This is a genomic window from Actinomyces bovis (genome assembly GCF_900444995.1).
Taxonomy (GTDB): domain Bacteria; phylum Actinomycetota; class Actinomycetes; order Actinomycetales; family Actinomycetaceae; genus Actinomyces; species Actinomyces bovis.
Genome location: NZ_UAPQ01000006.1, coordinates 379846 through 404886, shown reverse-complemented (window position 1 = coordinate 404886; position 25041 = coordinate 379846). Strand labels below are relative to the sequence as shown.

Below are 25041 nucleotides of genomic sequence, written 5' to 3'. Positions count from 1 at the left end.
TTCAGGTCAGTTTCTAGCTGTGGCGCTGGCGGTCGCAGTCGGTGCCGGGCTTGGCGCCTGCGAGTCGTCTCGCTCAACCTTTGCTAAGACCACCTCGGCGCCCAGCGCGGTTGCTTGCCCCCCGCCAGCGGCTGGAATGCTGAAAGCAACCATAGCGTCATAGGTGGCGGTCACTGTGCCGACGACCTCCTTGTTTTCTCCCAGCATCGTGCCGATATCACTGCTGAGAGTGAGTTTGGAGCCAGCGGCAGTCCGCTTGAAGGTTGTCGTGATGGTCAGCGTGGTCAGGACGACGGCGCCACCGTCTGAGGTGGCTAGGCCTTGGAAGCCGTCACTGCCCGCCGTTGCCTGCACCTTGACCTCGCCGGCAGCTGAGACATCGGTGGCGCGTTCACGCGCGACCTGCTGGCGGAGTTGGTCATCAGCAAAAGCGGTGCCGTTGGAGCCCTGCGGGTTGTTGAGGGCGTCAACGTAGGCCTCCAGCACGGACTGCGGGGTGGCGGCCAGGCTGGCGTCGTCGGCTGCAATCTGCTTGGAGCCGCCAGCGGCGGTGGCGGTCTTGGGGAAGGTGGCTCCACCGAAGACCTGCACCCAACCCCACAGTTGGTAGTCAGCTCGGGCGTCCGCTTGGGTCAGCGCCAGCAGCAGCGGCACATTGGAAGTGTCGGTGCCCTCGGTAACCGTGATGGCGGTGCGGGGGAAGTCCTGTGTGAGGCCCACGGCACTGGCCTGGCTGGTGGTCTTGAGCGTGCGAATGCGCTTATCGTCCGCAACCGCAGTGGCCAGGTTGTAGGACTCTGCACGGATCCTGGCGGCAGGGCCGGTCAGGTATCCGGTGAGTGCGTTGGGGTCCTTGGCGGCGTCGGCGGCGTCGACGCCTTTCTGGATGCGTTCAAGCACGGTCACTAGGCGCTCAGAGTCGAGCACGGGGTTGACGGTGGGGTCAGCGCTGGGCGCGGCTACCTGGGGGACCTTCTCCGAGCAGGCGGCCAGCGCGGCAGCGGCTAGCAGGGAGCTGGCTCCGATAAAGGCGCGGCGGCTGGTCATCATGCGTTCTCCTGGTTGGGGTTGGCGGCGTGGCGGCCGGGGAACTCACCGAAGATCTGGGCGAGCTCATCGCGGCTGAGCTGCTCGGTGTCAAAACCTTTGTGGCTCTCACTGGCGGCGGCCTCGTGCAGATCGTGCACGTCCACGGTGGACTGTTCGGCCTTAAGCCCGTAGGGGTCATCCGAGATCACGGGGATGCGGCTAGTGTCAGTCAGATCTGCGGAACTGGCGCTAATCATTGGCTCGATGACTGGAGCGACCACCAGGTCCTCCGCCACGGTGGTGCCCTCAGGAATGATCGGAGCTGGGGGCAGCGGCTTAGCCGGGGTGCTTGGCACCGCCGCTGGGGCAAGCGGGGCCGCAGGGGCGGCCGCCACTGGTGCCTGGGGCGTTACCTGCACTGCCGGGGCTGGTGCGGCCTCTACGGGTGCCTCCTCGGGTGTGGTTTCAAAGGCAGGTCCCTCTGGCAGCTCCCGAGTGGCCCTGTGAGCGGCCACGGTGGCCTCTGCTAGGCCCGGAACGACGGCGGTGCCGTGGGCTAGGCCAGTGTGCGTGCGAATCTGTTCGAGCGTGGGCTCAAAGTCCACCTGCGGCAGCTGCGCGGTGGTTGGCAGCGGAATTGGCGGCACCTCAGCGCCACCTGGCTGAACCTCACCCGAGCGGGGGTCGATCCAGTCAGCGCCCTGCGCCTCAACGCGCTCCTTTTCCCGCTGCTCCCGACGGGACAAGACTCGATCCTGCTTCCCGACCTGCGGAATCGCAGCAGTGGAGATGCCATCGGCAGTTGCCAGGTGGGCGGCGCGCTCAGCGGCCCGAGCCCGCCGCTCCTCATCCTGGTGGCGCAGTTGTAGATCCAACACAAAGCCAAAGACCCCGAAGAGCAGCAGCAGGCCACCCAGGATTAGTCCCGGGATGAGCCAAGGTGTGGAGACGGTGCGGGGCCAGCTCAGTGAAAGCTTGGGCGCGGGCGCTGTTCCGTCCGTGGCTACTAGCGCTACTAGATCGGGGTCGGTGGCGCTGAACTTTAGGGTGGCAGTGCCAGTGCCCGTGGCGGTCCGCTGCCACAGGTCAGAGCTGGCCGGATTCGCGCCGGTGGCCGTAAGTGGGGTGCACTGGCCAGTGTCGGCGGTGCCAGCGGCGTCGCAAGAGGTGAGGATCGACTTGGAAACCAGTTTGGTCCAACCGTCCAGGTCGGTAACTGCCTCGTAGGGGTCCGAGCCGAGCCAAGCCTTTACATCAGCGGAGCGTGCGATAGCGATGGTGACGGGCTGGCTGGCATCCGCGGCTGTCGCAGTGATGGTCACATCAGGGTCGGCGACGCCGAGCACACCAGGACGGGTGACCACATATGCGGAGGTCGGCGTCGAGGTGAGGGATGCGACCGCTGTTGAGCTGGGCTTCCAGATGGTCGCCGAGCAGACTGCCAGGGCAATAACCACCAGGCCGATCAGCGCGAGGATCTCGCTCAGAATACGTCGTCTCACGAGTTTGCACTCCTTGGATTTCAGGTGCGGCCCGGGGCAGGAAAGCGCGGTTTCCTGGGGCGCTAGGACCTGAGCGCCTAAGCACTCGAGACAACAGAGTCCCATGAGAAAGCGCGAAATGGCACCATTCTGGGCGGAGGATCACATGCCCTGCGCCCTGAGCGGACACCGTACCCCTGAGTGAAGCCACTAAGGCAGGGCTCAGATTTTGCCTTGAACCTAAAATAACGGTGCGATAACGCCGGTTGTTTGAGATGCGCTGGGTGGCCCTAGACCGTTAGGCTGCTTTTCGGGCTTTCTGCACTGAGACCCGCCGCCTAAATTGACCCTGAACGCCGCGCCCTTACCCAAGGCGCCTTGCTAGGAGGAGACTGTCGTGCCCGACGAATACACCGAGTTCGCAATTACGATGCGTGGTTATGACCGCGCTCAGGTGGACCAAAGACTTGAGGCACTGACGCGTCAGCTCGCCGATGCGCGCCGCGAGGTCGCGGCCCTAGACGCCCGCGCCATGACGGTCGCCGGCGAGCTCGCAGAAGCCAAGCGGCGGCTCCGTGAGTCGGAGAAGCCCAGCTACGCCGGCCTGGGCTCCCGCATCGAGCAGCTGCTGCGCTCCGCTGAGGAGCAGAGTGCTTCCATCCTGGCTAAGGCCAACAGCGAGGCCGAGGCCCTGCTCAGCCGCACCCGCCAAAACGCAGCCACCCTTTCCCAGCGTTCCGAGTCTGAGGCCGCCACCCTCCTGGGCGACGCCCGCCGCGACGCCGCAGAGCTGCGCTCCCACGCAGAGAACGAATCCTCCACCACCATGGCCAATGCGCAGGCCCGCGCCGACGAGCTCGTTGCCGCCGCCGAACGCCAGGCTGCGCAGATCACCGCCTCCACCGAGGCCTCCACCTCTGAAGCGACCTCCGCTGCTGAGCGTCAGGCCCAGTTGGTCCTGGCCCAGGCCACCAAGAAGGCCAGCGAGGTCACCATCACTGCCGAGCAGGAGGCTTCCGCCACTCTGGAGGCAGCCGTCACCGAGGCTGAGGAGCTGCGCACCTCCAGCACCGAGCAGGCCGAGTCGGTCCTGTCCGCGGCACGCTCCGAGGCCAAGAGCCTGCTGGACAAGAGCAAGGCAGAGGCCGAGGAGCTCTTGAGCGCCGCCAAGAAGGAGGCGTCCGAGCTGCTGCGCACCGCCAAGGACGAGTCCGCCGCAGCTCACGCTGAGGCCAAGGAACTGCGCCAGCAGACCACGCTGGAGATCGCGGCCTTGCACGAGACCGCCGCGAAGGAAGACTCCGAGGCACACGAGAGCGCTCGCACCCGCACCCAGGAAATGATCCAAAAGGCTGAGGCCCAGGCAGCCGACGCCGAGGCCCGCCTGCAGGCCGCCCTGGACCGCGCCGAGCAGGTCCGCACCAAGACGGATGAGGAGAACCGCAAGCGCCAGAGCGACGCCGCGCGCAACGCGGAGGAGACGCTGCGCACCGCCCGCGAGCAGGCCGAGCAGATTGTGCAGGACGCTCGCACAGACGCCGACACCATCATGCAGTCGGCACAGCGTCAGCTCGCTGATCTGGAGCGCCAGCGCGAGTCCGTGACCACCTACCTGGACGAGATGCGCGGTGTTTTGGGCTCCCCGGTGCCCTCTCACCTCCCTGAACCGGTGGCGCCGATCAACCTGCAGGGTGAGGGCGCTGAGGAGGGCGAAGCCAAGGAAGCGAACGAGGGCAAGGAGAACCAGTCCAAGAAGCCTGGCAACTCCTCCAAGAGCGAGCCCGCTGCCGCCAAGTAAGTTCCTCATCTCCCCAGTTAGCCGCTTGGCAGCGGCAACGCTGAACTTGCCTGGTCCCCTTCCCACACTCGTGGGAAGGGGACCAGTTCTTTTCGCGTCAGGAGCATCGCGATGGCCCAGGAGCACCAAGAGGACCAGTGGGCTGCGCAGCGGCGCGAGGCGGCGGTAGAGCGAGCCCGGATGCTGCGGGCCCGCCAGGATGCTGAGCATGCCCGGGCAGAGCGGATTGCGCGCGCTTTTATCACTGTGGCCTTGCGTGAAGGCCTGCCCCCCGCTCCCCTGCTGGCACGGGGATACAAGGGCGGCACCGCAGGCACCGGTCTGCGTGGTTGGTACCTGCGCTCGGATCAGACGGTGGCTTTGGGCGCAGATGGGGCCTTCTACGTGCTCACCATGCCGCTGGGGTGGCGTGAACGCATCGCGGGCGTAAAGCCAACTCCTGCACGCGTGCCGCTGACGGTTGGTGAAGGCGGGCGCGACGGCGACGTCGTTCCTCTGCTGGATGCTTTGGAGCGCTTGCTGCCAGGCTGGCGGGACCGTTGCGAAGAGCCGCTAGTCTGAGCAGCCGCTGGGCTAAAAGCACCTGCGCTGCTGGGCGACGGCGCATCACCAGCCCGGCAAAGCCACCACGCCAGGGGGCTTACCAAAGCTGACGCTCCCAGCAGGGAGTGTGCCAGTGGCGGCGTTCCTCCAGTCCCCGGTCAGGACCGAACAGGGACTCGTTAGACCATGCCACTACATGCGCCGTACCCGGGGGAATCTGCCGGTGGCAGCCAGGGCAGGTATAAGGCTTATCCCCACCGCGCAGATGACGAACTGTGAACTCGGCGCCGCCTGGGCCAGTCTGGCTGCGCGGCATAGAAGCTAAACGCCCCAAGTTCAAGGGGACGTGCCCCTGCCCATAGGGGCGCTTGCTGCTGCGGCGTGCCATACCCCGACTCTAGTTGGCGCAGCACAAGGCCGGGCACCCACGCGGGGTGCCCGGCCCGGCCTTGTGTAACTGCCTGCCTCAGCCCTTCACGGAACCGGCCATCAGACCGCCCACGAAGTACTTGCCCAGGAAGATATAAACCAACAGGGTCGGCACTGAGGCAATCAGGGCGCCGGACATCGAGGCGCCGTAGTCAGCCATGATGGAGCCGTGTGCCAGGTTGTTCAGGGCCAGGGTGACCGGACCGGACTGTGCACCGCCGCCAAAGAACAGCGCGAATAGGAAGTCGTTCCAGGCGCTGGTGAACTGCCAGATGATGACCACCACAAAGCTGGGGATGGAGATCGGCAGCACCACGGAGAAGTAGGTGCGCAGCATCCCTGCGCCGTCGACGCGGGCGGCTTCAACCAACTCGTCGGGGATCGTCTCGTAGTAGTTGCGGAAGATCAGGGTGCAGATTGGGATGCCGTAAACCACGTGCATGAAGATCAACGTGGGAATACCCATGCCCATCTCGGCGCTGGTCAGCAGCTTCATCAGCGGGATCATCACCGCCTGGTACGGAATGAACATGCCGAACAGGATCAGCGTGAACACCAAATTTGCGCCTGGGAAGCGCCATTTGGAGAGCACGAAGCCGTTGGCGCTGCCCAGCATGGAGGAGATCAGCGAGGAGGGGATCACCAGCAGCAGGGAGCGGACTAGGCCACCGCTGAGTTCACTCCAGGCTTTGCCCCAGTTGGAGGCATCCCAGTGCTTGGGCAGGAACCAGGTGGAGGATGGGTCAGCCTCTGCCCCATTCTTGAAGCTGGTTACCAGCAGCACGTACACGGGGATCAGCACGAGGATCAAGGAGAGCAGCAGGAGCGCGTAGCGCAGGACCATGCCCCACTGGAGGCCGCTGCTCTGGCGGGATGGTTTGCTGGCTACAGAGGAGGCTGCCGAGGTCACGGTGGTTTCAGTGATGGCGGTCATCTCACTTCCTCCCCTTCGCGTCGTGGATCAGGTATGGGATGACGGCAATGGCTACGACGACGAGCAGCACCGTTCCGACTGCGGCGGCGTTGGAGTAGTCGTTGTCCGTCATGAAGTTGAACATGTCGATGGCTGGCACCTTGGTGGAGTAGGTGCGTTGGTCGGTGATCGACATGATCAGGTCGAAGGACTTGAGGGACATGTGGCCCACAATGATGACCGCGCTAAGCGCGATCGGGGTGAGCTGCGGGAAGATAATCGACTTGTAAAGCTGCCACTCGTTAGCGCCGTCGACGCGGGCGGCTTCGCGCAGGTCATCGCTGATGCCACGGAAACCCGCCAGGAACAGGGCCATAACGTATCCGGCCAGCTGCCAGATTGCTGGCAGGGCAATCGCCAAGATGCCGAAGGTGGTGTCCTGGGTCCAGCTGTTCTCCAGGAAGGTCAGCCCGGTCATCTCAAAGAGCCGGTTCAAACCAGAGGCTTCGGTGCCTTGCGCGGAGTTGAGCAGCCAGCGCCACACCACACCGGAGGCCACAAAGGACACCGCCATGGGGAACAGGAAGATGGAGCGGAAGATGCCCTCACCCTTGATGGGTTTGTCCAGCAGCCAGGCCCATAGGAAGCCGATCACCAAGGTGCCAGCCAGGAAGGCCACCGTAAACAGGACCAGGTTCAGGAAAGAGTGCTGGAAGTCCGCGTTTTTGAACAGATTGGTGAAGTTCTCCAAGCCCACGAAGCTTGAGGGCTTCCTACCGGAGACCTGGGCGGCCTTGTGGGTGTCCTGCAGGGAGGTACTCACGTTAACGGCGATCATGCCGTAGACGAATATGCCTACGAGGATCAGTGAAGGTGAGATTAGGAGCAGGCCAGGGCCCCACGTCCTCCATCCTGACTTCTTGCGCCGGGCTACCGGCGTGGATGCTTTAGTCACAGGTGTGTCCTAGTCGAACCGCCGCTAGTGGTTACCAGGGCTGTGGGGCGGGGCGACGGCGGTGCTGCCCCGCCCCACAGCTCAGGAGGCAATCAGGCGACTGACTTGTAAGCCTCGGCGAGCGCCTGCTGCAGTGCTGCAACGTCGGAGGCGCCCTGCGCGAACTTGGTGAGGGCGTCGCTCATGGCGTTGGAGGCCTTGGCGGGCAGCGCGGCCCCGTGGGCGATCGAGGAGACGATCGTGTCCTTGCCGAAGGACTCCATGGCGGTCTTCTGGTACTCGGAGAACTTGCCCTTCTCCTCGTCGGTGAGGTCCTTGCGCGCCGGAATCGAACCCTTGACAGTGTTGAAGGCGATCTGGCCTTCCTTGGAAGAGATGCACTTCAGCCAGTTCTTCGCCCCACCGGGGTGCTTGGCACCCTCGGCGAGAGTGAAGCCATCCGCCAGGAAGTCAAAGACGCCGTCGGTGCCCGGGACCGGGAAGTAGACGTAGTCCTCGTCCGCCTTCTTGCTGGCGGTGTCGAAGGCCGCCACGGCCCAGTCACCCATGACGTTGAAGGCAGCCTTGTTCTCCATAATCGGTTTCATGGCCGGCTCCCAGTCCTCCGTGTAGAGGGACTTGTCCGTGTAAGCCACGATCTTGGAGAAGTGCTCCAGGGCCTTGGTGACGTCGGCTCCGGCCCAGTCGGTCTTGCCGTCGAATAGGCCGTTGTACTTCTCAGCACCTAGGTCGGCTAGGAGGACAGTCTCCAGCAGCTGCAGCTGGGTCCAGGCCATGCCCATGGTGATGGGGGTAAAGCCAGCCGCCTTGACCTTCTCCATGTCGGCCAGCCAGCCGTCCAGGTCCTTGGCGGGTGCCTTCGGGTCCAGACCAGCGACCTTGAGCACGGAGACGGAAGCCCACACGACGTTGGCGCGGTGGATATTGGAGGGCACGGAGTAGATCTTGCCCTTCTCGTCCTTGAGTCGGTCCACGAGGGTCTCGGGGAAGGCTTTGGTCAGGCCGAACTCTTCGTAGAGGCTGGAGACATCGACCAGGTAACCGGCGTCAATGTCGTCCTTGATCTCGGCACCGGCGTGGGCCTGGTAGGTGTCCGGCGGGGTCTTGGCGGCCAGGTCGGCAGCCAGCTTCTGCTTAGCCTGCGAGCCAGCGCCACCGGAGACGGCCTTGTTCTCGAACTTGGTGTTGGGGAACTGGGTGGAGAACACCTTGGTCAGGGCGTCTAGGCCCTGCTTCTCAGATCCGGCGGACCACCAGGTGACGACGTCGACCTGGGTGGCGTCACCCTCACCGGCCTTGCCACCACTAGAACCGGAGGTGCCCTTGGAGCCGCAGGCTGCAAGAGTTGCCATGACGGCGGTCGCGGACAGGCCCACTAGGGCCTGACGACGGGAGATGAGGGGGTTGCGCATTTTCTCTCCTTGAAACGTCTCTGTTTCATGTCAGAGCCGGGTCCGGTTTGGTTGGGATACCAATCCATCTGTGGCTTCGTCGCCACGTGCCCGGCTGGGCGCGTGAAGTATATGACGATCCGCCAGCGAATCGCACAACTTTTCTCACTGCCGATCACAAACCGTCATAGTTCCGCATCATTCATGCGGCCATAAGCAGAGCTGCGCCCGGCCCGCATAGTGCGGGTCGGGCGCAGCAGATGACCGGTGCTGACCAGGTCAGCGCAGCTAGCGCAGGCTCAGATCAGGCCCATTCCGGCGACAGCGTTCTTCTCCTCCAGCAGCTCGGCGGCGGAGGCGTCGATCTTGGCGCGGGAGAACTCGTCGATCTCCAGGCCCTGGACGATCTTCCACTCCCCGTTTTCAGCGGTGCAGGGGAAGGAGGAGATGATGCCCTCGGGCACACCGTAGGAGCCGTCAGACATGATGGAGGAGGAGGTCCAGGAGTAGCCCTTGACGCCCAGGCACCAGTCGCGGAAGTGGTCGATGGCGGCGGAGGCGGCCGAGGCGGCCGAGGAGGCGCCCCGGGCCTCGATGATCGCGGCGCCACGCTTGGCGACGGTGGGGATGAAGTCCTGCTCCACCCAGGCGCGGTCGGCCAGGATCTCCTTGATGGGCTCGCCCTTGACAGTGGCGTGGCTCAGGTCTGGGTACTGGGTGGAGGAGTGGTTGCCCCAGATCGTCAGCTTGTCGATGTCGGTCACGTGGCAACCGGCCTTAGTAGCCAGCTGGGCTAGGGCGCGGTTGTGGTCCAGGCGGGTCATGGCGGTGAAGCGGGAGGCCGGGATGTCCTTGGCGTGGGACGCGGCGATCAGGGCGTTGGTGTTGGCGGGGTTGCCGACCACCAGGACCTTGATGTCGTCTGCCGCACCGGCGTTGAGGGCCTCGCCCTGAGGGCCGAAGATGCCACCGTTGGCGGAGAGCAGGTCGGCGCGTTCCATGCCAGCCTTGCGGGGCATTGAGCCCACCAGGAAGGCGATGTTGGCGCCCTCGAAGGCCTGCTTGGGGTCGTCGAAGATGTCCACGGAGCCCAGGGTCGGGAAGGCCGAGTCGAACAGCTCCATGGCGGTGCCCTCAGCGGCCTTGATGGCGGACGGGATCTCCAGCAGGCGGAGGTTCACCCGCTGGTCCGGGCCCAGGAGGGCGCCGGAGGCGATGCGGAAGAGCAGCGCGTAGCCGATGTTGCCTGCGGCACCGGTGATGGTGACGTTGACGGGGGCGTTAGCCATAGAGGACTCCTTAGAGATGGTCAGGTCGGGGCCGCAGGTGCCTGCAGCCGCTAGGGCACAGCCTATGCCGTGGCGGACGCCTCCGGCCCAGGACAATGGGCTGGAGGGCGTTCACCCGTGGCGTCATCCAGGTCACATTCCCCGGCCTGCCAACTCACCGCCTTCCAGCAGCGCGGCGAAGTCCGCTCAGCTCACGGCGTTAGGACCTGCAGCCTCAGCTGAGGCAGCTAGCTCCTCGGGGCTGACTACTCCTTCTACGGAGACTCGGTCCAGGTAGGCCATGCCGTCAAAGGACAGTTCTCGGGCGTTTTCCACATCGCCGTCGTTCTTGAAGCTGCCACCGGCGAGCTTGTCCACTACCAGGGCAATAGCGCCGTCGCCGGTCACATTGGTGGCCGTGCCGAAGGAGTCCATGGCGATATAGGTGGCGATCATGAGCGCCACCTGTGCCTCGGAGAAGCCGAGCATCGAGGACAGCAAACCGGTGGCTGCCACGATGGCCCCGCCGGGCACGCCGGGAGCCGCAACCATGGTGATACCGAGCATGAAGACGAAGCCCACCCACTGCGTGGTGGAGATGGTCAGGCCCTGGGTCATCACGATTGCGAAAGCAAAGGCAAAGATCTTGGAGGTGGAGCCAGCCAAGTGGATGGTGGCGCACAGCGGAACAGTGAAGGAGGCTACGGCGTCGGATACACCGTTCTTCTTGGTTTGGCGCAGCGTCACTGGAATGGTGGCCGCGGAGGAGGAGGTGCCCAGAGCCGTCAGATAGGCGGGCAGCATAACCGCGATGGCCTTAAGGGGATTGCGCCCGGCGATTAGCCCAGCCAGGACGTACTGCGTCAGCAGGATGGCCGCCTCTAGCAGCAGCACCACCACAACCACGCGGATAAGGGCCCGCATAACCACCCCGGCCTCGCCGGTGTAGGTCAGGTTCAAGAAGATGCCAAAGATATGTAGCGGCAGCAGCGGCACAATAATGCGCCCGATGAGCTTGGAGATGATGGCGCGGAACTCGATGAAGCCCTTGCGGAGCACACCGCGCGGCACCATAGACAGGCCAATGCCCACCACAAAGGACAGCAACAGTGCCGTCATTACCTGTACAGCGGCCGGCATCTCAATGGTGAAGTAGGGCTCCAGGGCACTGCCGGGCTCTTTCACGTCCGCCAAGGTGACGCCGTTGAGAAGCTTGGGGAACACGCTGGCGCAGACCAGGTAGGTCATGAAGCCGGAGAACAGGGTGGAGCCGTAGGCGACGGCAGTGGTAATGCCGAGCCATTTGCCAGCGCCGCGTCCCAGGTCCGCAATAGCCGGGGTAACCAGGCCGATGATAATCAGCGGGATTGAGAAGCTGAGGAACTGGCTGAACAGAGTCGAGAAGGTAGCGAAGATCCGGCCCACCTGCAGGGGAATCAGGTGTTCTCCCCCAATCTTCGCGGAACCAAGGAGCAGGGCTAGGACGATCGCCAGGATCACCCAGAACAAGATGCTCCGGAACAGTCCGTGCAGCCGGGAGGGCTGGTTCATGGACTTGGTTGAGGATTGAGGGGAGGAAGTCATGATGACGCCTTTCGGCCGGGTACTGCGTGGCGCGGACATACGAAGGCCCGCACAGGCGCAAACCTATGCGACCACCCGCCGAATTACCGAATTGCGGACACTTTCGTCCGTTTTCTGGACGTGCGCTTAGGTAAGGAGGCGTTCAGATGCGCCGCAGCGCCGCATAACCGGCCAAAGCCAGCAACACCAACACCAGCCCCGCCCCAAAGACGGCGTCAAAAAGGCGACTGCGAGAAGCAATCCAGGAACCATCCGGCCGCTGCAAACGGACCAGGGTGACCACCGCCAGCACCGCTGCCAGCCAGAACACCGCCAAACGAGCGCGCCCCAACACCGCCAGCGTTGGCGTCAAAGCCAGCGCCGCCCCCACGGCCACCACCGCAGCAGTCCGGTAGCGCTGCCAAGGGCGCTCAGCCTTGTCTGGCTCAATCGGCCTTTTGGACGACGGCGCCCCCTGCTCCTCCTGCTTCACGCAGGCCATGCTAGTGCGCACTGGCGCCCCGGGCCGCCTCAGTGGGCGAAGTGGCGGACTCCCGTGAGGTACATGGTCACGCCAGCCGCCTGGGCGGCAGCAATGACCTCCGCGTCCCGGATGGAGCCACCGGGTTGGACCACCGCGGTAATCCCGGCGTCGATAAGGACCTGCAGGCCGTCAGCGAAGGGGAAGAAGGCGTCGGAGGCAGCCACCGCGCCGCGGGCCCGCTCAGGGGCCAGGGCAGATAGCAGCTCGGCGGCGTCCGCTCCGCCTACCGCCCCTTGCTCGAGGGAGTCAGCGGCGGCGTCACCGGTGGAGCGGGAGCCCAGGGTGTTGGCGCGTTCCACGGCCAGTTTGCAGGAGTCCACGCGGTTAACCTGCCCCATGCCGACGCCTACCGTCGCGCTGTCCTTAGCCAGCAGGATCGCGTTGGAGCGCACTGAACGGATGGACTCCCAAGCGAAGCGCAGGTCAGCGAGGGTAGGCGCGTCGGCGGCTTGGCCAGCTACCAGAGTCCAGTTGGCGGGGTCGTCGTCCCCGGCCTGGTAGGAGTCGCATTCCTGGGCCACGGCACCGCCCGAGATCTGTTTAATCTCCCATGCCGCACGCTTGGGCGGTTCAACCACCAGCAGGCGCAGGTTCTTTTTGGTGGTGAGGATTTCCAGGGCCTCGTCCGTGAAGGTGGGGGCCGCTAGGACCTCCGTGAAGATCGGCTTGATCTGGCGGGCCATCTCTGCCGTGACGGTGGCGTTGGTGGCGATCACGCCGCCGTAGGCGGAGACGGGGTCGCAGGCGTGGGCCTTGCGGTGGGCCTCAGCTACGTCGCCAGCAGCGGATACGGCGATGCCGCAGGGGTTAGCGTGCTTGATGATGGCCACGGTGACGGCCTCGCCATGGTCGTAGGCGGCGCGGACGGCGGCGTCAGTGTCCGTGTAGTTGTTGTAGCTCATGGCTTTGCCGTGGAGTTGGTGGGCGCCTGCCACTCCCCCAGTCTGTCCCGGGCGGGTGTATACGGCGGCTGCCTGGTGTGGGTTTTCGCCGTAGCGCAGGGTGGCTAGGCGCTCGTATCCGGCACCAAGGTATGCGGGCAGGGTTGGGGTGGCCGTGGGTGGCTCGGAAGTGGCCACGGCGTCGGCCTCAAGTTGCTGGGCGAACCAGGTGGCGACGGCGGCGTCGTAGGCAGCTGTGTGGGCGAAGGCTTGGGCCGCCAGGCTGCGGCGCTGGGCCAGGGTGAAGCCTCCGGCTGCGAGAGCCTGCGCGACCTCACCGTAGGCGGCTGGTTTGGTGACCACGGCGACGGCGGCGTGGTTCTTGGCGGCGGCCCGCACCAGGGAGGGCCCACCGATGTCAATCTGCTCGACGCAGGCGTCAAAAGGAGCCCCGGAGCGGACGGTCTCGGTGAAGGGGTAGAGGTTGACCACCACCAGGTCTATAGGGGTGACCTCCAGCCCAGCCAGCTGGGAAAGGTGGCTGGGCCGGCGCCGGTCGGCGAGGATCCCGGCGTGCAGGCGCGGGTGCAGGGTCTTGACCCGGCCGTCCAGGCACTCGGGGAAGCCGGTGACCTGCTCGACGCCGGTGACCGGCAGGCCCGCCTGCACGAGGGTGGCGGCGCTGGAGCCGGTGGCCACCAGCTCCACGCCTGCTGCGTGCAGGGCGGTGGCCAGCCCTACCAGACCGGTCTTGTCATAGACGGACAGCAGGGCCCGCTTGACGGGGACCTGCCCCAGGGGCTCTGTGGGCTCGGCGGGGTGGGTGGCAGGGGTCAGGCTCATGCGGCGCTCCTGGGGCTCTGGTCGGCGGGACGCCCAGGCGGACGACGCCCCGTGCTGCGGTGGTGTCAGGTGCAGGCCTGCCGCTCCCCGGTGGTTGCCCACCCTCGCCAGTCGCGGCAGGGCCAGGATAGCGCGCCCGGCTCAGTCCAGGGGAAGTACCTGGTCCGCGGCCTCCACCACCAGCGGGTCGTGGGTGGCCACGAGCACGCCGGTGCCCTGGGCCACCAGCTCCTGGAGGTAGGCGATGAGCTGGCGGGTGGTGGCCTCGTCCAGGGCGGAGCTCGGCTCGTCCAGCAGGAGCAGGCGAGGCTGGGCGGTGATGAGGCTGGCCAGCCCCACCCGCTGCCGCTCCCCGCCGGAGAGGGTACGCACCTCGTGGTCCAGGACCAGGTCCAGGCCCAGCCGGTGGGCGGCCTGACGGGCTCGTTGGCGCGTCTGGGCCCGCTGGGAGCGGCGCAGCGGGCCAGCCCCCACCATGACGGCCTCCAGCGCCGTCAGCCCCTCGATGACGGGCACGCCCTGGTCCAGGTAGCCCAAGAAGCCCGCGCGCATCCGGGTGACCTGTTCGGGGCCCAGCCCCTCCAGGGGAGTACCCTGCCAGCGCACAGAACCTGTCTGAGGCCGGAGCACCCCGGCGAGCAGGCGCAGCAGGGTGGACTTGCCGGTTCCGGTGCGGCCGGTGACAGCCACCAGCTCCCCCGCCCGCAGTCCCAGTGAGAGGTCCTGGAGGACCTGGCGCGGGCCCGCGGGGCCGGGCACGGCCAGGCACAGCCCCTCCGCCTCCAGCAGTAGCTCGTCCCCGGGGTGGCTGGCCTGCCGGGCCGCAGCCTGGGCCTGGCTGGGGGCGTCCCGGCCCGAGGCGTCGCGCCTGGGTTCCTGCTGCCCCGAGGCGTCGCTGCTGCTCGCGTCCGGGCTGGCCGGGTCATGGCGGGACGACCCACGCCCAGGGGTGTCTGGGCCCGGTGCGTCCTGGGGGCTGGCGGCGGTCTGCGTCATCGTGGTCGTCCTCCGGGACTCATGCGGGTGGAGCACTGGCTGCGGCACGGGCTGGGCTACCGGCAGGGGCGCTGCCTGCGGAGGCGGGCAGGCTGACCGGCTGGGAGGCCCGCAACGCCGTCCACACGGTCACGCCGACCGCCACTAGCAGCACGCAGGCCACCACCAGGCAGCCCCAGAGCAGGGCCGCCCCGGCCGGGCCTCCCTCCTGCCACCAGCCTGTAGGGCCACCGAGCCCCAGCACCGTCGTCGGCAGGAGCACCAGCAGAACCGGTGCGAGCTGGCGGGCCCACAGGGCCGCCTCCGCCCCCAGTCGCGAGCGCCGCGACCAGCCCAGACTGGCCAGGAGGCGCTGACGACGGTGGGCGGCGCGCCGTAGGTCCCCCAGTCCCAGGAGCAGGACGGCGGCGGTGGCGCAGGCGGCCAGCAGTAGCAGAAGGCGGGCTGCCGCCCCGACCAGACCCCTGCCCTGGGCGGCGAGCTCCGAGAACCCCGCCTGGCTGCTGGTGGCGCTGAGCACCTCCAGCCCCAGGACTGTCAGGGCCCCGGCGGCCAGGGCCGCGCCGCTGACGGCCCAGCGGCCCGGGTTGTGGGCGTGCCAGCCCACAGCCAGGGGCGAGCCGCTGGCCCCGCCGCCCCGCCTACGCGCACGCCTGAGCCCGAGTCGCCGCCAGGAGGCGCGCCCCCCGGTCGGAGTGGGAGGGGCGATCCGGCGGGGCTGCGCGGCCCGCCACCCGTCCCACCAGGCCAGGGCGATCGTTCCCAGGCAGGCCGCCAGCCCGACGACCACCAGCGGGCCCGTGCCCGGCCCGGCGCTGGCCACCGGCCGGATTAGGGCCAGCAGGACCACGAGCAGGCAGGCCACCCCTACCAGCGTGCTGCCGGGCAGGGTGGCGGCCAGGAGGCGGCGGCGCACCTGCTGGCCCGTCCAGCCTGTGTGCAGCAGGGTGCGGGCCTCCTGGCGGCGGGCCACGGAGGCGTTGGACTCCACCAGCAAGGTCAGGGCACCGACCACCAGCACGGCCAGGACGGGCAGCAGCCGCAGGGCCCGCCCGGTGGCCTGCTCCACCCGCAGCACGGCGCCCAGCTCCGTCCAGGTCTCGGTGGCTGTGCCGTGCCAGGCCACCGGGTCGTGGCCCCCGAGCGTGACGCCCACCTCCACAGGGGAGGCGCCGGTGAGCACGGTCACGTCCAGGCCGGTCTGCGCGATCTGGGCGGCGACCCGTTCCAACTCAGTGTCCGAGGGCGGCTGCCCGGTGGGCCGTTCCAGGCGCACGCGCAGCACCCCTGCCCCCAGCTCCCCGCCCGGCATGAGGGCCTGGAGCAGCTGGCGGGAGACCAGGGCGGGGGCGGCGGAGGTGGCAGCACCGGTGGCGTCCAGGGTCTGCCGGACGGGCCCGTCAGCGGTGCGCAGGGTGGAGGCGCTCAGCGGGCTAGTACCCGCCTGGAAGGTACTGGTGACGGGGGTGTAGGTGTCGGCCTCCCCGGCCAGCAGGCTCAGCGCGGGCACCGGTGTGGGGCGCTGGGTGTGGGGGCGGTAGGTCTCGTCGTGCCACTGGCTGCCCAGGGAGCTGGGTGGACCCACCGGGCTGAGGACGACGCCGGGGCCGCTGCTGCCGCTGCTGTAGGTGCGGTCAAGGGGGGTGAGTACCTTGGCGGAGGCGGCGTCCGGGTGGGCCCAGAACGGACCGGTGCTGATGACTGGTACCGGGCTCGCCGCGTCCGTGGTGTAGGGGTGGGCGTGTCCGGCCCAGGCACTCAGTGGTGAGGAGAGGGATGAGCTGCGAATCTCGGTGACCGGCAGGCTGTGGAGGGCGGTGAGCCCTTCCGGGCTCAGCGAGTGGCAGCCTTTCAGCAGGCGGGAGGTCTGGCAGCCGCCGTCCGGGGCCTGCGCCTGTGGGCCCAGGTCGGCGGGGGTGCGGGCAGTGATGGTGGCTTCGACCGTGATCTCACCCCGGGGCTCGGTGCTGACCAGGGCGGGGACGGGCTGGCCGTTGGTCAGGGGCGGGGACAAGCGGGCCATGGCTGCCTCTTGGGTGCCGGCGTCGGCAGCAGTGGAGGTCTGTGCCAGCGTGTCCAGGGAGGAGGCCAGGTCCTCCGCCCCGACGGCGCGGGCCAGGTGGGCCTCGGCCTCAGGGTCCACCGCCACCGCGAAGGAGCGGGCTGCGGTCAGGTAGGTGTTGGCCAGCAGTCCCGCGCCGGTGGCCGGGGCGTACTGGGACTCGTAGCGGTAGCCCTCCGGGCCCAGGACCACGACGGGGCTGGCGGTGGGGCCCAGCAGGCTCGCCCGGCTGATGCCGGGGGAGACCAGGGTGGTGTCTGCCTGCAGCAGGGCCCCCACCTGCTGGAGGTCAGTGCGGCGGGTGCCGGTGCCGTCCTTGGTGGCGGCCTGCAGCTCAGCGGTCCAGGCCAGGTCAGCGCCCGGCTGAGAGGGCAGCCAGGCGCTGACGGCCTCGCCTGCGGGCTTGGCCCAGGTCGGCAGCACGGTGGCGGGGGCCACCACCTCCACACCCGGCACGACCTGCACCTGGCGAATCTGCTCCTCAGAGACCAGGCCGGGGGTCATCCAGGCGTCCGGGGCCAGGTGCGGGTGCCCGTCCAGAGGCGTGGCGAGGTCAGGCCCAGCGGTGATGAGCAGGTCGACGGGCTGGTCGCGGGCAGTCAGCAGGGCCTGGTTGACGCTTATCTCCGCACGGGCACCGACCAGGCTGGAGCACACCAGGACCACAGCAAGCAGCCCCATGGCCCCGGCCCGGCGGAGCACCCGCTGGCGGAGCCGGATCACCATGTACAGGCGTACACTCCTCGGCCGCCCCCGATGCAGACGTTACGAGACCAGGAACAGTCAGTTGAGAACGGCCAACAAGTGAAATTGGATGGTGCAGCAGGGACTGCCTCTGCAGTGACTCTAACGCCAGTAAAGCCACTCACAACTATGAGAGCCGTCGAGAACACCAAGACCAGGCGTGAATTCTTCATACCTCACCTCATCTTGAAATCATGTGATACACATCATTGGCGTCACGGAACGTATGACACACACTACAGTCTAACTTGCATGTAAGCAACACCTGTCACGGCGCCTTGCTATCGGCGTTGAACAAGGTCCTGGTGACGTGCTCGCGCGTGCGCGGGTGCAGCAGCACGGTGGTCAGGCACAGGCCGGTGCCGCACTCCACCAGCAGGAGCACCAGGCCCAAGGTGGAGGGCCCCACCTGGGTCAGACGCCCGGGGCCCGCCGAGCCGCTGGCCGCCCAGAAGGCCAGTCCCGCACCCACCACCAGCAGCCCGGTGGCCGCCGCGCAGGCCGCCACCGCACCCGGCAGGCTCAGCTGGCACAGCCGCCGTCTACGGGACCACGCGCACAGCGCCGCCACCGCCAGCGGCACCAGCGCCACCCAGACGGCCACCGCCCCCAGGCCCGAGTCAGGCAGCGCCCCCAGCAGCGGCAGGCTGGGGACCGGCCCGGCCACCACCTTTCCCGGAGTAAATCGGGTGCCGTCCCCCACGCTGAAGCCCGCGCCCGTAAGCCAGGACAACGCCCAGATCACCAGGGTGGGCAGCCAGCCCAGCTGGAGGATTACCAGTGCAACGATGGCGGTCACCCCGCCACCGGCCAGGGCGTGATGCAGGGCCTGGACGCGCCCCCAACCGGTGACCAGCATGACTCCGGCGGTCACCACCGCCGCAACCAGCAGCACCAAGCTGGCGCGCGCGGCCAGCAGCAGCCCTTCAGCCAGCCAATCTGGCCCTGCGGCCAACAACCGGTTTCGCGCAGCCCGCTCTGTGCCTTCCGCTGCGGTTCGGCCAGCGTCCCGCCACTGGCGTGCCAAGGCCACCGCACCAATTACCACCGCTGCGCCCAGCACGGCCCACCAGATCTGGCCTCCACCACCGTTCAGGCATAGCAGCGCGCTGCCGCCTGCGGCCGCCAGTCCCACCCAGAGCGCGGAGAGCGGCCCGACCAACTTGGCGCGCCCCGCCGCGCCCCAGGCCCACCAGGCTTGCAGAACCGTGAGTCCCAGCAGCGGCAGGCTCAGCTGGTCATCAGCCTCACCGGTGCCCGTCAGTGGTGCGAAGGCCCCGCCGAGCCCCAGGCTCCACAATCGGGTGGCGGTGCGCACCGCGCCGTCGGGGGCGAGCGCGGCGGCAACATCCTTGGCAGAACCGCTGAGGTAGATGGCCATCACCGGCAGCAGGACCAGGAACCAGCTGACGAATACCGTCTCCAGGCCAACGCGCAGCGCCCAGGGCCAGTCCTTGGGGACCAGTCCTGGGCGGCGTGTTTCGTGTTGGGTCATAGATTCCGTCACGCTTGGGTGCCAGCGGCCGCGCGCGTGGCGGCCAGGGTCTCGCGGGCCAGGCGCGCCGTCTCCGAGGGGGTGCGGCCCACGCGCACGCCCGCGGCCTCCAGCGCCGTCTTCTTGGCGGCAGCTGTGCCTGAGGAACCGGAGACGATCGCTCCGGCGTGTCCCATGGTCTTGCCTTCGGGCGCTGTGAAGCCCGCAACGTAGGCGACGACTGGCTTAGTCATGTTCTCCTTGATGTAGGCGGCGGCACGCTCTTCAGCGTCGCCTCCGATCTCACCGATCATGATGACGAGTTCGGTCTCTGGGTCCGCCTCGAATCCGGCCAAGGCGTCGATGTGGGTGGTGCCTACCACCGGGTCGCCGCCAATGCCGATGCAGGTGGTGAAGCCCAGGTCCCGCAGCTCGTGCATGAGCTGGTAGGTGAGGGTACCGGACTTGGAGACCAGTCCAAGGGGTCCCGCGCCGGTGATGTCGGGGGGAGTGATACCGGCGTTGGATTGCTCCGGGGAGATGATTCCGGGGCAGTTGGGGCCGATGATTTGCACACCTTTGGAGGCGGCGTAGGCGCGGAAGTAGGTGGCGTCAGCTACCGGGATGCCCTCGGTGATGACGACGACTAGGCGGATTCCGGCTTCCACCGCCTCCACGACGGCGCCTTTAGAGAAGGCCGGGGGCACAAAGACCACAGACACGGTGGCGCCAGTGGCAGCTTTGGCCTCCGCCACGGTGCCGTAGACGGGGACGGACACGGTGCCAGCTTTAACACTGCCAGCCCCCGGGCCTATGGGCTCTACTTCAAAGTCGACACTGGTGCCGGCTTTGCGGGGATTGACCCCAGCTACAACCTGGCTGCCTGCGCACAGCATGCGGCGGGTGTGCTTCTGCCCCTCAGAGCCGGTCATGCCCTGGATGATGAGGCGGTCGTTGCGGTCAAGGAAGATGCTCATGTTTCAGGCTCCCAGCTGCTCAGCGATAGCGGTGACGGCGTCGGCAGCGCCGTCCATGGTCTCAACAACGGTGACGCCGGGCAGGGCCGCCTCGGCCAGCATTTGGCGGGCCAACTCCGCGTTGTTGCCGTCTAGGCGCACGACAATGGGCTTGTCGAAGCCCTCCAACTCGCCTACGGCGGTGATGATTCCAGCGGCCACCGTGTCGCAGGCGGTGATGCCCCCGAAGACATTTACGAGAATTGCCCGAACCTGTGGGTCTGAGGCCACCACCTCCAGGCCGGTGGCCATGACCTTTGCGGAGGAGCCACCCCCTAGGTCTAGGAAGTTGGCGGGGCGCATGCCGCCGTGCTTTTCACCAGCGCCAGCGACGACGTCGAGGGTGGACATAACCAGTCCGGCACCGTTGCCGAGCACCCCTACCTGGCCCTCCAGGCGGACGTAGTTCAAGCCAGCTTCCTTGGCACGGGTTTCCAGTGGATCGGCGTCGCGCGTGTCCTTGAGGGCGGCGTGCTCTGGGTGACGGAAGGCGGAGTTGTCATCCAGGCTGACTTTGCCGTCCAGGGCGAGGACGCGGCCATCAGGGGTGACCACCAGCGGGTTGACCTCAACCAAGGTGGCGTCCTCCTTAATGAACACCTCCCAGAGACGCTCAATCACCGGCGCCACCTGGCTGGCAACCGCCGCGGGCTCAATCCGGGCCGCCGCCACGATCTGCTGGGCTACCTCCGGGGTGATGCCCACCAGCGGGTCGATGCCCACGCGCGCCAACTCCTCGGGCCGCTCTTTGGCCAGGGTCTCGATATCCATGCCACCTTCGCGCGAGCACATGGCCAGGTAGCGGCGCTCAGCGCGGTCTAGCAGCACAGAAAAGTAGAACTCGGAGGCGATGTCGGCGCCGTCGGCCACCAGGATGGTGCGCACGGTGTGGCCTTTGATATCCATGCCGAGAATCTCCTCAGCGCGGGCGCGGGCTTCCTCCACGGTGCGGGCAAGCTTGACGCCACCGGCCTTACCTCGGCCACCGGTCTTGACCTGGGCTTTGATAACCAGGAGTTGGGAGCCTTCAGCCAGCATGCGCTTAGCCGCGTCCGCCGCCTCTTGGGGGGTGATGGCTATGGAGCCGGTTAACACCGGCACCCCGTGTGCGGCAAAGAGGTCCTTTGCCTGGTACTCGTAAAGGTCCATTAAGTGCTTCCTCTCGGTGTCCGGCCCGCAGGCGGCTGGTTCACCAGGGGGCCAAGGGCCCTTTCCCGGTCAGGAGTGGTGGTTGTTGACGAGCGTAACGCGATCTAGACCACAAAGGAGGCAAGTCGGAGAGGGAAATCAGGACTAAAGTCCGCCAGCGGCTGTGAGGGCGGGTGGCGCCACCCGCCTCGGTCCCCCTAGACCTGCGCCGCTCGGCACCGGAAGCATGACGCCAGGCGCCGGTGCCGCCACAATGGGGCCGTGTGCCACCGACGCCAGGAGCACGCTTTGTCCACGCCAACTGGAAGGACCCTCATGCCCGCCAACGCCGCCCCTGAGCCCACCACCCTTGCGGAACTCACCAAGCCTGTCACCGGCCCCGGAGGCGAGCGCATACGCATCGGGGTGCTGACCAGCGGCGGTGACGCCCAGGGCATGAATGCGGCCGTGCGTGCAGTCGTTCGCACCGCCCTGCGCATGGGCGCCCAGCCCTATGCCGTTATGGAGGGCTGGGCGGGTGCGGTAGCCGGTGGAGCCGGCATCCGCCCGCTGGAATGGGACTCCGTGGGCTCTATCCTGCACCGCGGCGGCACGGTGATCGGCACCGCCCGCTGCCCGGAGTTCCGTGACCTGGACGGTCAACGGCTGGCCGCCAAGCACCTGTTGGAGCACGGCATCGACCGCCTAGTGGTAATCGGTGGGGATGGCTCCCTGACCGGCACTGACGAGTTCCGCAGCAATTGGCCCAGCCTTTTGGCCGAGTTGGTCGAGCGCGGTGAGCTCACGCAGGAAGTGGCGGATGCGCACCCCACCCTGATGGTCACCGGCATCGTTGGCTCGATTGACAACGACCTGGTGGGCGCGGATATGACCATCGGCACGGACTCCGCGCTGCACCGCATCCTGGAGGCCATTGACGCGATTTCCTCCACCGCGGCCTCCCATCAGCGAACCTTCGTCATCGAGGTCATGGGGCGCCGCTGCGGCTACCTGGCGCTGATGGCGGCTGTCGCCGGCGGCTGTGACTACGTGCTGGTGCCGGAGATGCCCACCACCGACTGGGCTGAAGACATGTGCGTGAAATTGCAGGAAGGCCGGGCCGCTGGGCGCCGCGAGTCGATGGTGGTTGTGGCCGAGGGGGCCACCGACTGCGATGGCAACCGCATCACCGCCGCTGATGTCTCTGCGGTGCTCTCCGAGCGCCTGGGGGAGGATGCGCGCGTCACCATCTTGGGCCACGTGCAGCGCGGCGGTAAGCCCTCGGCCTACGACCGCTGGATGTCCACGCTGCTGGGGGCCGCCGCTGCTCGCGAAGTCCTCACCGCCACTCCTGGCTCCGAGCCGGTCATAATTGCGGAGCGGCATAACCGCATTCGCCGCCTGCCCATGATGGAGCAGGTACGGGCCACACGCGCCGTCGCCCAATTCGTCAAGGAAGGGGACTATGACTCCGCAGTGGCTGCGCGCGGCGGTTCCTTCCAGCGGATGATCTCGATCTTTAACACCCTGTCCACTCCCCCGGCCCTGGACCCGGCGGTCTCCCCCGCTGCCGCCCCCAAGCGCGTGGCCATTATTCACGCAGGCGGCCTGGCCCCCGGCATGAACACGGCGGCCCGCGCCGCTGTCCGCTTGGGCTTGGACCATGGCTTCACCATGCTCGGTGTGGAAGGTGGCTTCCCGGGGCTTATTGACGGCAGGGTGCGCGAACTCAGCTGGGACGACGTCGAAGGCTGGGTTGGCGACGGCGGCGCCGAGCTGGGCACGCACCGAGATGTACCCTCCATCGAGCAGCTTTACGCGCTGGGACGCCAGATTGAGCAGAGCAATATCGATGCCCTGCTGGTGATCGGCGGTTACAACGCCTATCTGGCGGCGCACCGGCTGGTAACCGAGCGGGACCGCTACCCCGCTTTCAAGATCCCGGTGGTTTGCGTGCCCGCCTCCATTGACAACAACCTGCCCGGCTCAGAGCTGGCCATTGGTTCGGACACCGCTTTGAACCAGGCGGTCAACGCGCTGGATGCCATCAAGCTTTCCGCCTCTGCGTCCCGCCGCTGTTTTGTGGCCGAGATGATGGGGCGGCGTTGCGGTTATCTGGCCCTGGTGGCAGGCATAGCCGCGGGGGCAGAGCGCGTCTACCTCAACGAGGACCCGTTGGACCTGCAAACCCTGGCCACTGACTCCCAGCGGATGGTGGAGGCCTTCCGCTCCGGGCGGCGTCTCTACTTGGCAATCCGCAATGAGCGCGCCTCCGAGGGCTACACCACGGATGTGTTGGCGCATATCTTCGCGGAGGAAGGCCGGGGCCTGTATGACGTGCGCCAGGCGGTAATTGGCCACCTGCAACAGGGTGGCGACCCAACGCCCTTTGACCGGATTATGGCCACCAAGCTGGTGGCGCACGCGCTGGATCTGCTAGCTGAGCGACTGCAGGCCGGGAACATGCAGTCCAGCTACGTGGGCATTATGGAGGGCAAGGTCTCCGCACGCCCACTGGACCGGATGGAAGACGACCTAGACCTGGACGCCCGACGGCCCCTGGACCAGTGGTGGATGGGCTTGCGCGGAGCAATCCCCCTGGTCAGCCAGAACACTGGAGTGCTAAGTCTGGAGCAGGTGCCCGACTTCCGGGCCACGGTGGACGCTGCCGCCAGCCCCTCGGTGAACTGATTCCCAAAAATGACTGTGGCCCGCGGGCCGGGTGGTGTTCCCGGCCCGCGGGCCTTCGTCGTCAGGAGCCTTGGCTACGACTCGCGCGATTCCCATGACACGCGAGGAGCGGCTCCTGCTTCACCGAAGCGTGGCCCCGAGGCTCCCTTAAACCTCAGATGTCACTCGACTACGTTCCTTCAACGGGTTCCCCAACCCTCCAGAGCGTTGCCGTTCGGTGGTGACAACTATGTAAGACCATCCGTCTGGAAGAACACCCCTGGTCTGCCTGGGAACTTCCTTGGAACCCACTGGCGTGCGCTAGCCGGATTGTGGCGGCGGCTTGCCGAGGCCCATATCTAAGCGATTACCACAGGCACATTGGCAGATTTTCCGCTCCACCTTTGCGCCACAACAGGTCTGTCTTTGCGCCAATACACCGACTTCGGCTAGTCGCTTGCTAACAAAGTCGAACGCTCTGGGGAAAATTACACCGTTATCAGACAGTTACCAGTTCTTTACGCATAAAGTTATCAGGTGATTCCTGAACTCTTGTCCACCTTGGTGGCCTCACGACATTCAGTGCGTGACTTCCGCCCTGACCCGGTGCCCCAGTGGGTAATGGACGCGATCCTCGACGACGCCCGCCAAGCTCCGAGCTGGTCCAATACCCGACCTTTCATGCTGGCCTTAGCCACCGGCGAGCGGGCTGACCGCCTCCGGGCCGCCTACACCGCGGAGTTTGACAAGACCCTGGCAGTGCAGCACAAAGAGCGATTCGCGAAGGCGCGGCTAGCGCTCTGCGGTGACCGCCCCGACGGCGACTATCCCGTATGGCGCGCCTATCCCAAGGACCTGCTCCCCCATTCTCGTGACGTCGGCAAACGCCTCTACGCCCATATGGGCATCACCCAGGACGACACTGAGGGGCGCGATGCGGCCGCCCGGCGTAACGTCCAAGCATTCGGAGCGCCAGTGATCGGCTTCGTGCTGGTACACAAGGGGCTCATGCCCTTCGCGGCCCTGGACGCGGGGCTGATGCTGCAGACCCTGTTCCTGTCCGCCAAAGCCAGGGGCGTGGATTCTTGTCCGCTAGGGGTGCTGGCTGCTTGGCGCAGCCCGCTCAATGAGGAGTTCGACATTCCGCACGCCTATCGGCTCATCACCGGCTTCGCGCTGGGTTATGCCTCCAAGGATCCGGTTAATGACTTCCGGGCTGAGCGGCGCCCCGTGCAGTTGGTCCAGCCGCGCCAGCGGGACTGACGCCATAGGCGGGACTGACGCCAGCAACCGGGCTGCCACAGCCTTTGAGG

19 protein-coding genes and 1 riboswitch are annotated in these 25041 nt (G+C 66.9%); of the genes, 4 read left to right on the top strand and 15 right to left on the bottom strand.

Annotated features, from left to right (window positions below):
* Positions 1–6: 6 nt before the first annotated feature.
* Positions 7–1050, bottom strand: a complete 1044-nt coding sequence (locus DR039_RS05380; RefSeq protein WP_111836355.1) for a hypothetical protein — start codon at positions 1048–1050, stop codon at positions 7–9.
* Positions 1047–2531: a hypothetical protein gene (locus tag DR039_RS05375; protein ID WP_111836354.1), complete on the bottom strand. Its 1485-nt coding sequence runs from the start codon at positions 2529–2531 to the stop codon at positions 1047–1049. The genes DR039_RS05380 and DR039_RS05375 overlap by 4 nt, the downstream gene beginning before the upstream one ends.
* 376 nt (positions 2532–2907) lie before the next feature.
* On the opposite strand from DR039_RS05375, the gene DR039_RS05370 reads away from it, so the two are divergent.
* Together DR039_RS05370 and DR039_RS05365 are read left to right on the top strand one after the other, a co-directional pair.
* Positions 2908–4308 (top strand): DivIVA domain-containing protein, encoded by a 1401-nt coding sequence (locus DR039_RS05370; protein WP_172458358.1) that lies wholly within the window; start codon positions 2908–2910, stop codon positions 4306–4308.
* 111 nt (positions 4309–4419) lie between these two features.
* Positions 4420–4869 carry a hypothetical protein gene (locus DR039_RS05365; RefSeq protein ID WP_111836353.1) on the top strand — a complete coding sequence of 150 codons (450 nt, stop codon included), beginning with the start codon at positions 4420–4422 and terminating at the stop codon, positions 4867–4869.
* Positions 4870–4948: 79 nt separating this feature from the next.
* Here the strand turns inward: DR039_RS05365 and DR039_RS05360 are convergent, their stop codons facing one another.
* From DR039_RS05360 to sucC, 13 genes are all read right to left on the bottom strand, one after another.
* Positions 4949–5239, bottom strand: a complete 291-nt coding sequence (locus DR039_RS05360; RefSeq protein WP_111836352.1) for a hypothetical protein — start codon at positions 5237–5239, stop codon at positions 4949–4951.
* A 78-nt stretch (positions 5240–5317) separates the two neighbouring features.
* Positions 5318–6124 (bottom strand): carbohydrate ABC transporter permease, encoded by an 807-nt coding sequence (locus DR039_RS05355; RefSeq protein WP_229116840.1) that lies wholly within the window; start codon positions 6122–6124, stop codon positions 5318–5320.
* 91 nt (positions 6125–6215) lie between these two features.
* Entirely contained in the window at positions 6216–7148 is a 933-nt protein-coding gene (locus DR039_RS05350; RefSeq protein ID WP_111836350.1) for a carbohydrate ABC transporter permease, read from the bottom strand.
* Between the two features lie 92 nt (positions 7149–7240).
* A complete protein-coding gene (locus tag DR039_RS05345) occupies positions 7241–8560 on the bottom strand; it encodes an ABC transporter substrate-binding protein (RefSeq protein WP_111836349.1) in 1320 nt (439 codons plus the stop codon).
* 278 nt (positions 8561–8838) lie between these two features.
* Positions 8839–9828: a malate dehydrogenase gene (locus tag DR039_RS05340; protein WP_111836426.1), complete on the bottom strand. Its 990-nt coding sequence runs from the start codon at positions 9826–9828 to the stop codon at positions 8839–8841.
* A gap of 186 nt (positions 9829–10014) precedes the next feature.
* Positions 10015–11358 (bottom strand): dicarboxylate/amino acid:cation symporter, encoded by a 1344-nt coding sequence (locus DR039_RS05335; RefSeq protein ID WP_229116839.1) that lies wholly within the window; start codon positions 11356–11358, stop codon positions 10015–10017.
* 175 nt (positions 11359–11533) lie between these two features.
* The gene (locus tag DR039_RS05330; RefSeq protein WP_172458357.1) at positions 11534–11863 is read right to left on the bottom strand and encodes a DUF3017 domain-containing protein; all 330 of its coding nucleotides are present in this window, start codon (positions 11861–11863) and stop codon (positions 11534–11536) included.
* Positions 11864–11901: 38 nt separating this feature from the next.
* Positions 11902–13638 (bottom strand): bifunctional phosphoribosylaminoimidazolecarboxamide formyltransferase/IMP cyclohydrolase, encoded by a 1737-nt coding sequence (purH, locus tag DR039_RS05325; RefSeq protein ID WP_111836346.1) that lies wholly within the window; start codon positions 13636–13638, stop codon positions 11902–11904.
* A 24-nt stretch (positions 13639–13662) separates the two neighbouring features.
* A riboswitch (ZMP/ZTP riboswitch) is annotated at positions 13663–13763 on the bottom strand.
* 16 nt (positions 13764–13779) lie between these two features.
* Entirely contained in the window at positions 13780–14634 is an 855-nt protein-coding gene (locus DR039_RS11645) for an ABC transporter ATP-binding protein (protein WP_111836345.1), read from the bottom strand.
* Positions 14635–14653: 19 nt separating this feature from the next.
* A complete protein-coding gene (locus DR039_RS11240) occupies positions 14654–17422 on the bottom strand; it encodes a hypothetical protein (RefSeq protein ID WP_170166857.1) in 2769 nt (922 codons plus the stop codon).
* Positions 17423–17708: 286 nt separating this feature from the next.
* The gene (locus DR039_RS05310) at positions 17709–18935 is read right to left on the bottom strand and encodes a cell division protein PerM (protein WP_111836344.1); all 1227 of its coding nucleotides are present in this window, start codon (positions 18933–18935) and stop codon (positions 17709–17711) included.
* A gap of 8 nt (positions 18936–18943) precedes the next feature.
* Positions 18944–19891 carry a succinate--CoA ligase subunit alpha gene (sucD, locus tag DR039_RS05305; RefSeq protein ID WP_111836343.1) on the bottom strand — a complete coding sequence of 316 codons (948 nt, stop codon included), beginning with the start codon at positions 19889–19891 and terminating at the stop codon, positions 18944–18946.
* A 3-nt stretch (positions 19892–19894) separates the two neighbouring features.
* Complete coding sequence (gene sucC / locus DR039_RS05300) at positions 19895–21079, bottom strand: ADP-forming succinate--CoA ligase subunit beta (RefSeq protein WP_111836342.1); 1185 nt, start codon at positions 21077–21079, stop codon at positions 19895–19897.
* Between the two features lie 315 nt (positions 21080–21394).
* On the opposite strand from sucC, the gene DR039_RS05295 reads away from it, so the two are divergent.
* Together DR039_RS05295 and DR039_RS05290 are read left to right on the top strand one after the other, a co-directional pair.
* Positions 21395–23749, top strand: a complete 2355-nt coding sequence (locus DR039_RS05295) for a 6-phosphofructokinase (protein WP_111836341.1) — start codon at positions 21395–21397, stop codon at positions 23747–23749.
* Between the two features lie 516 nt (positions 23750–24265).
* Entirely contained in the window at positions 24266–24991 is a 726-nt protein-coding gene (locus DR039_RS05290; RefSeq protein WP_111836340.1) for a nitroreductase, read from the top strand.
* Positions 24992–25041 lie beyond the last annotated feature (50 nt).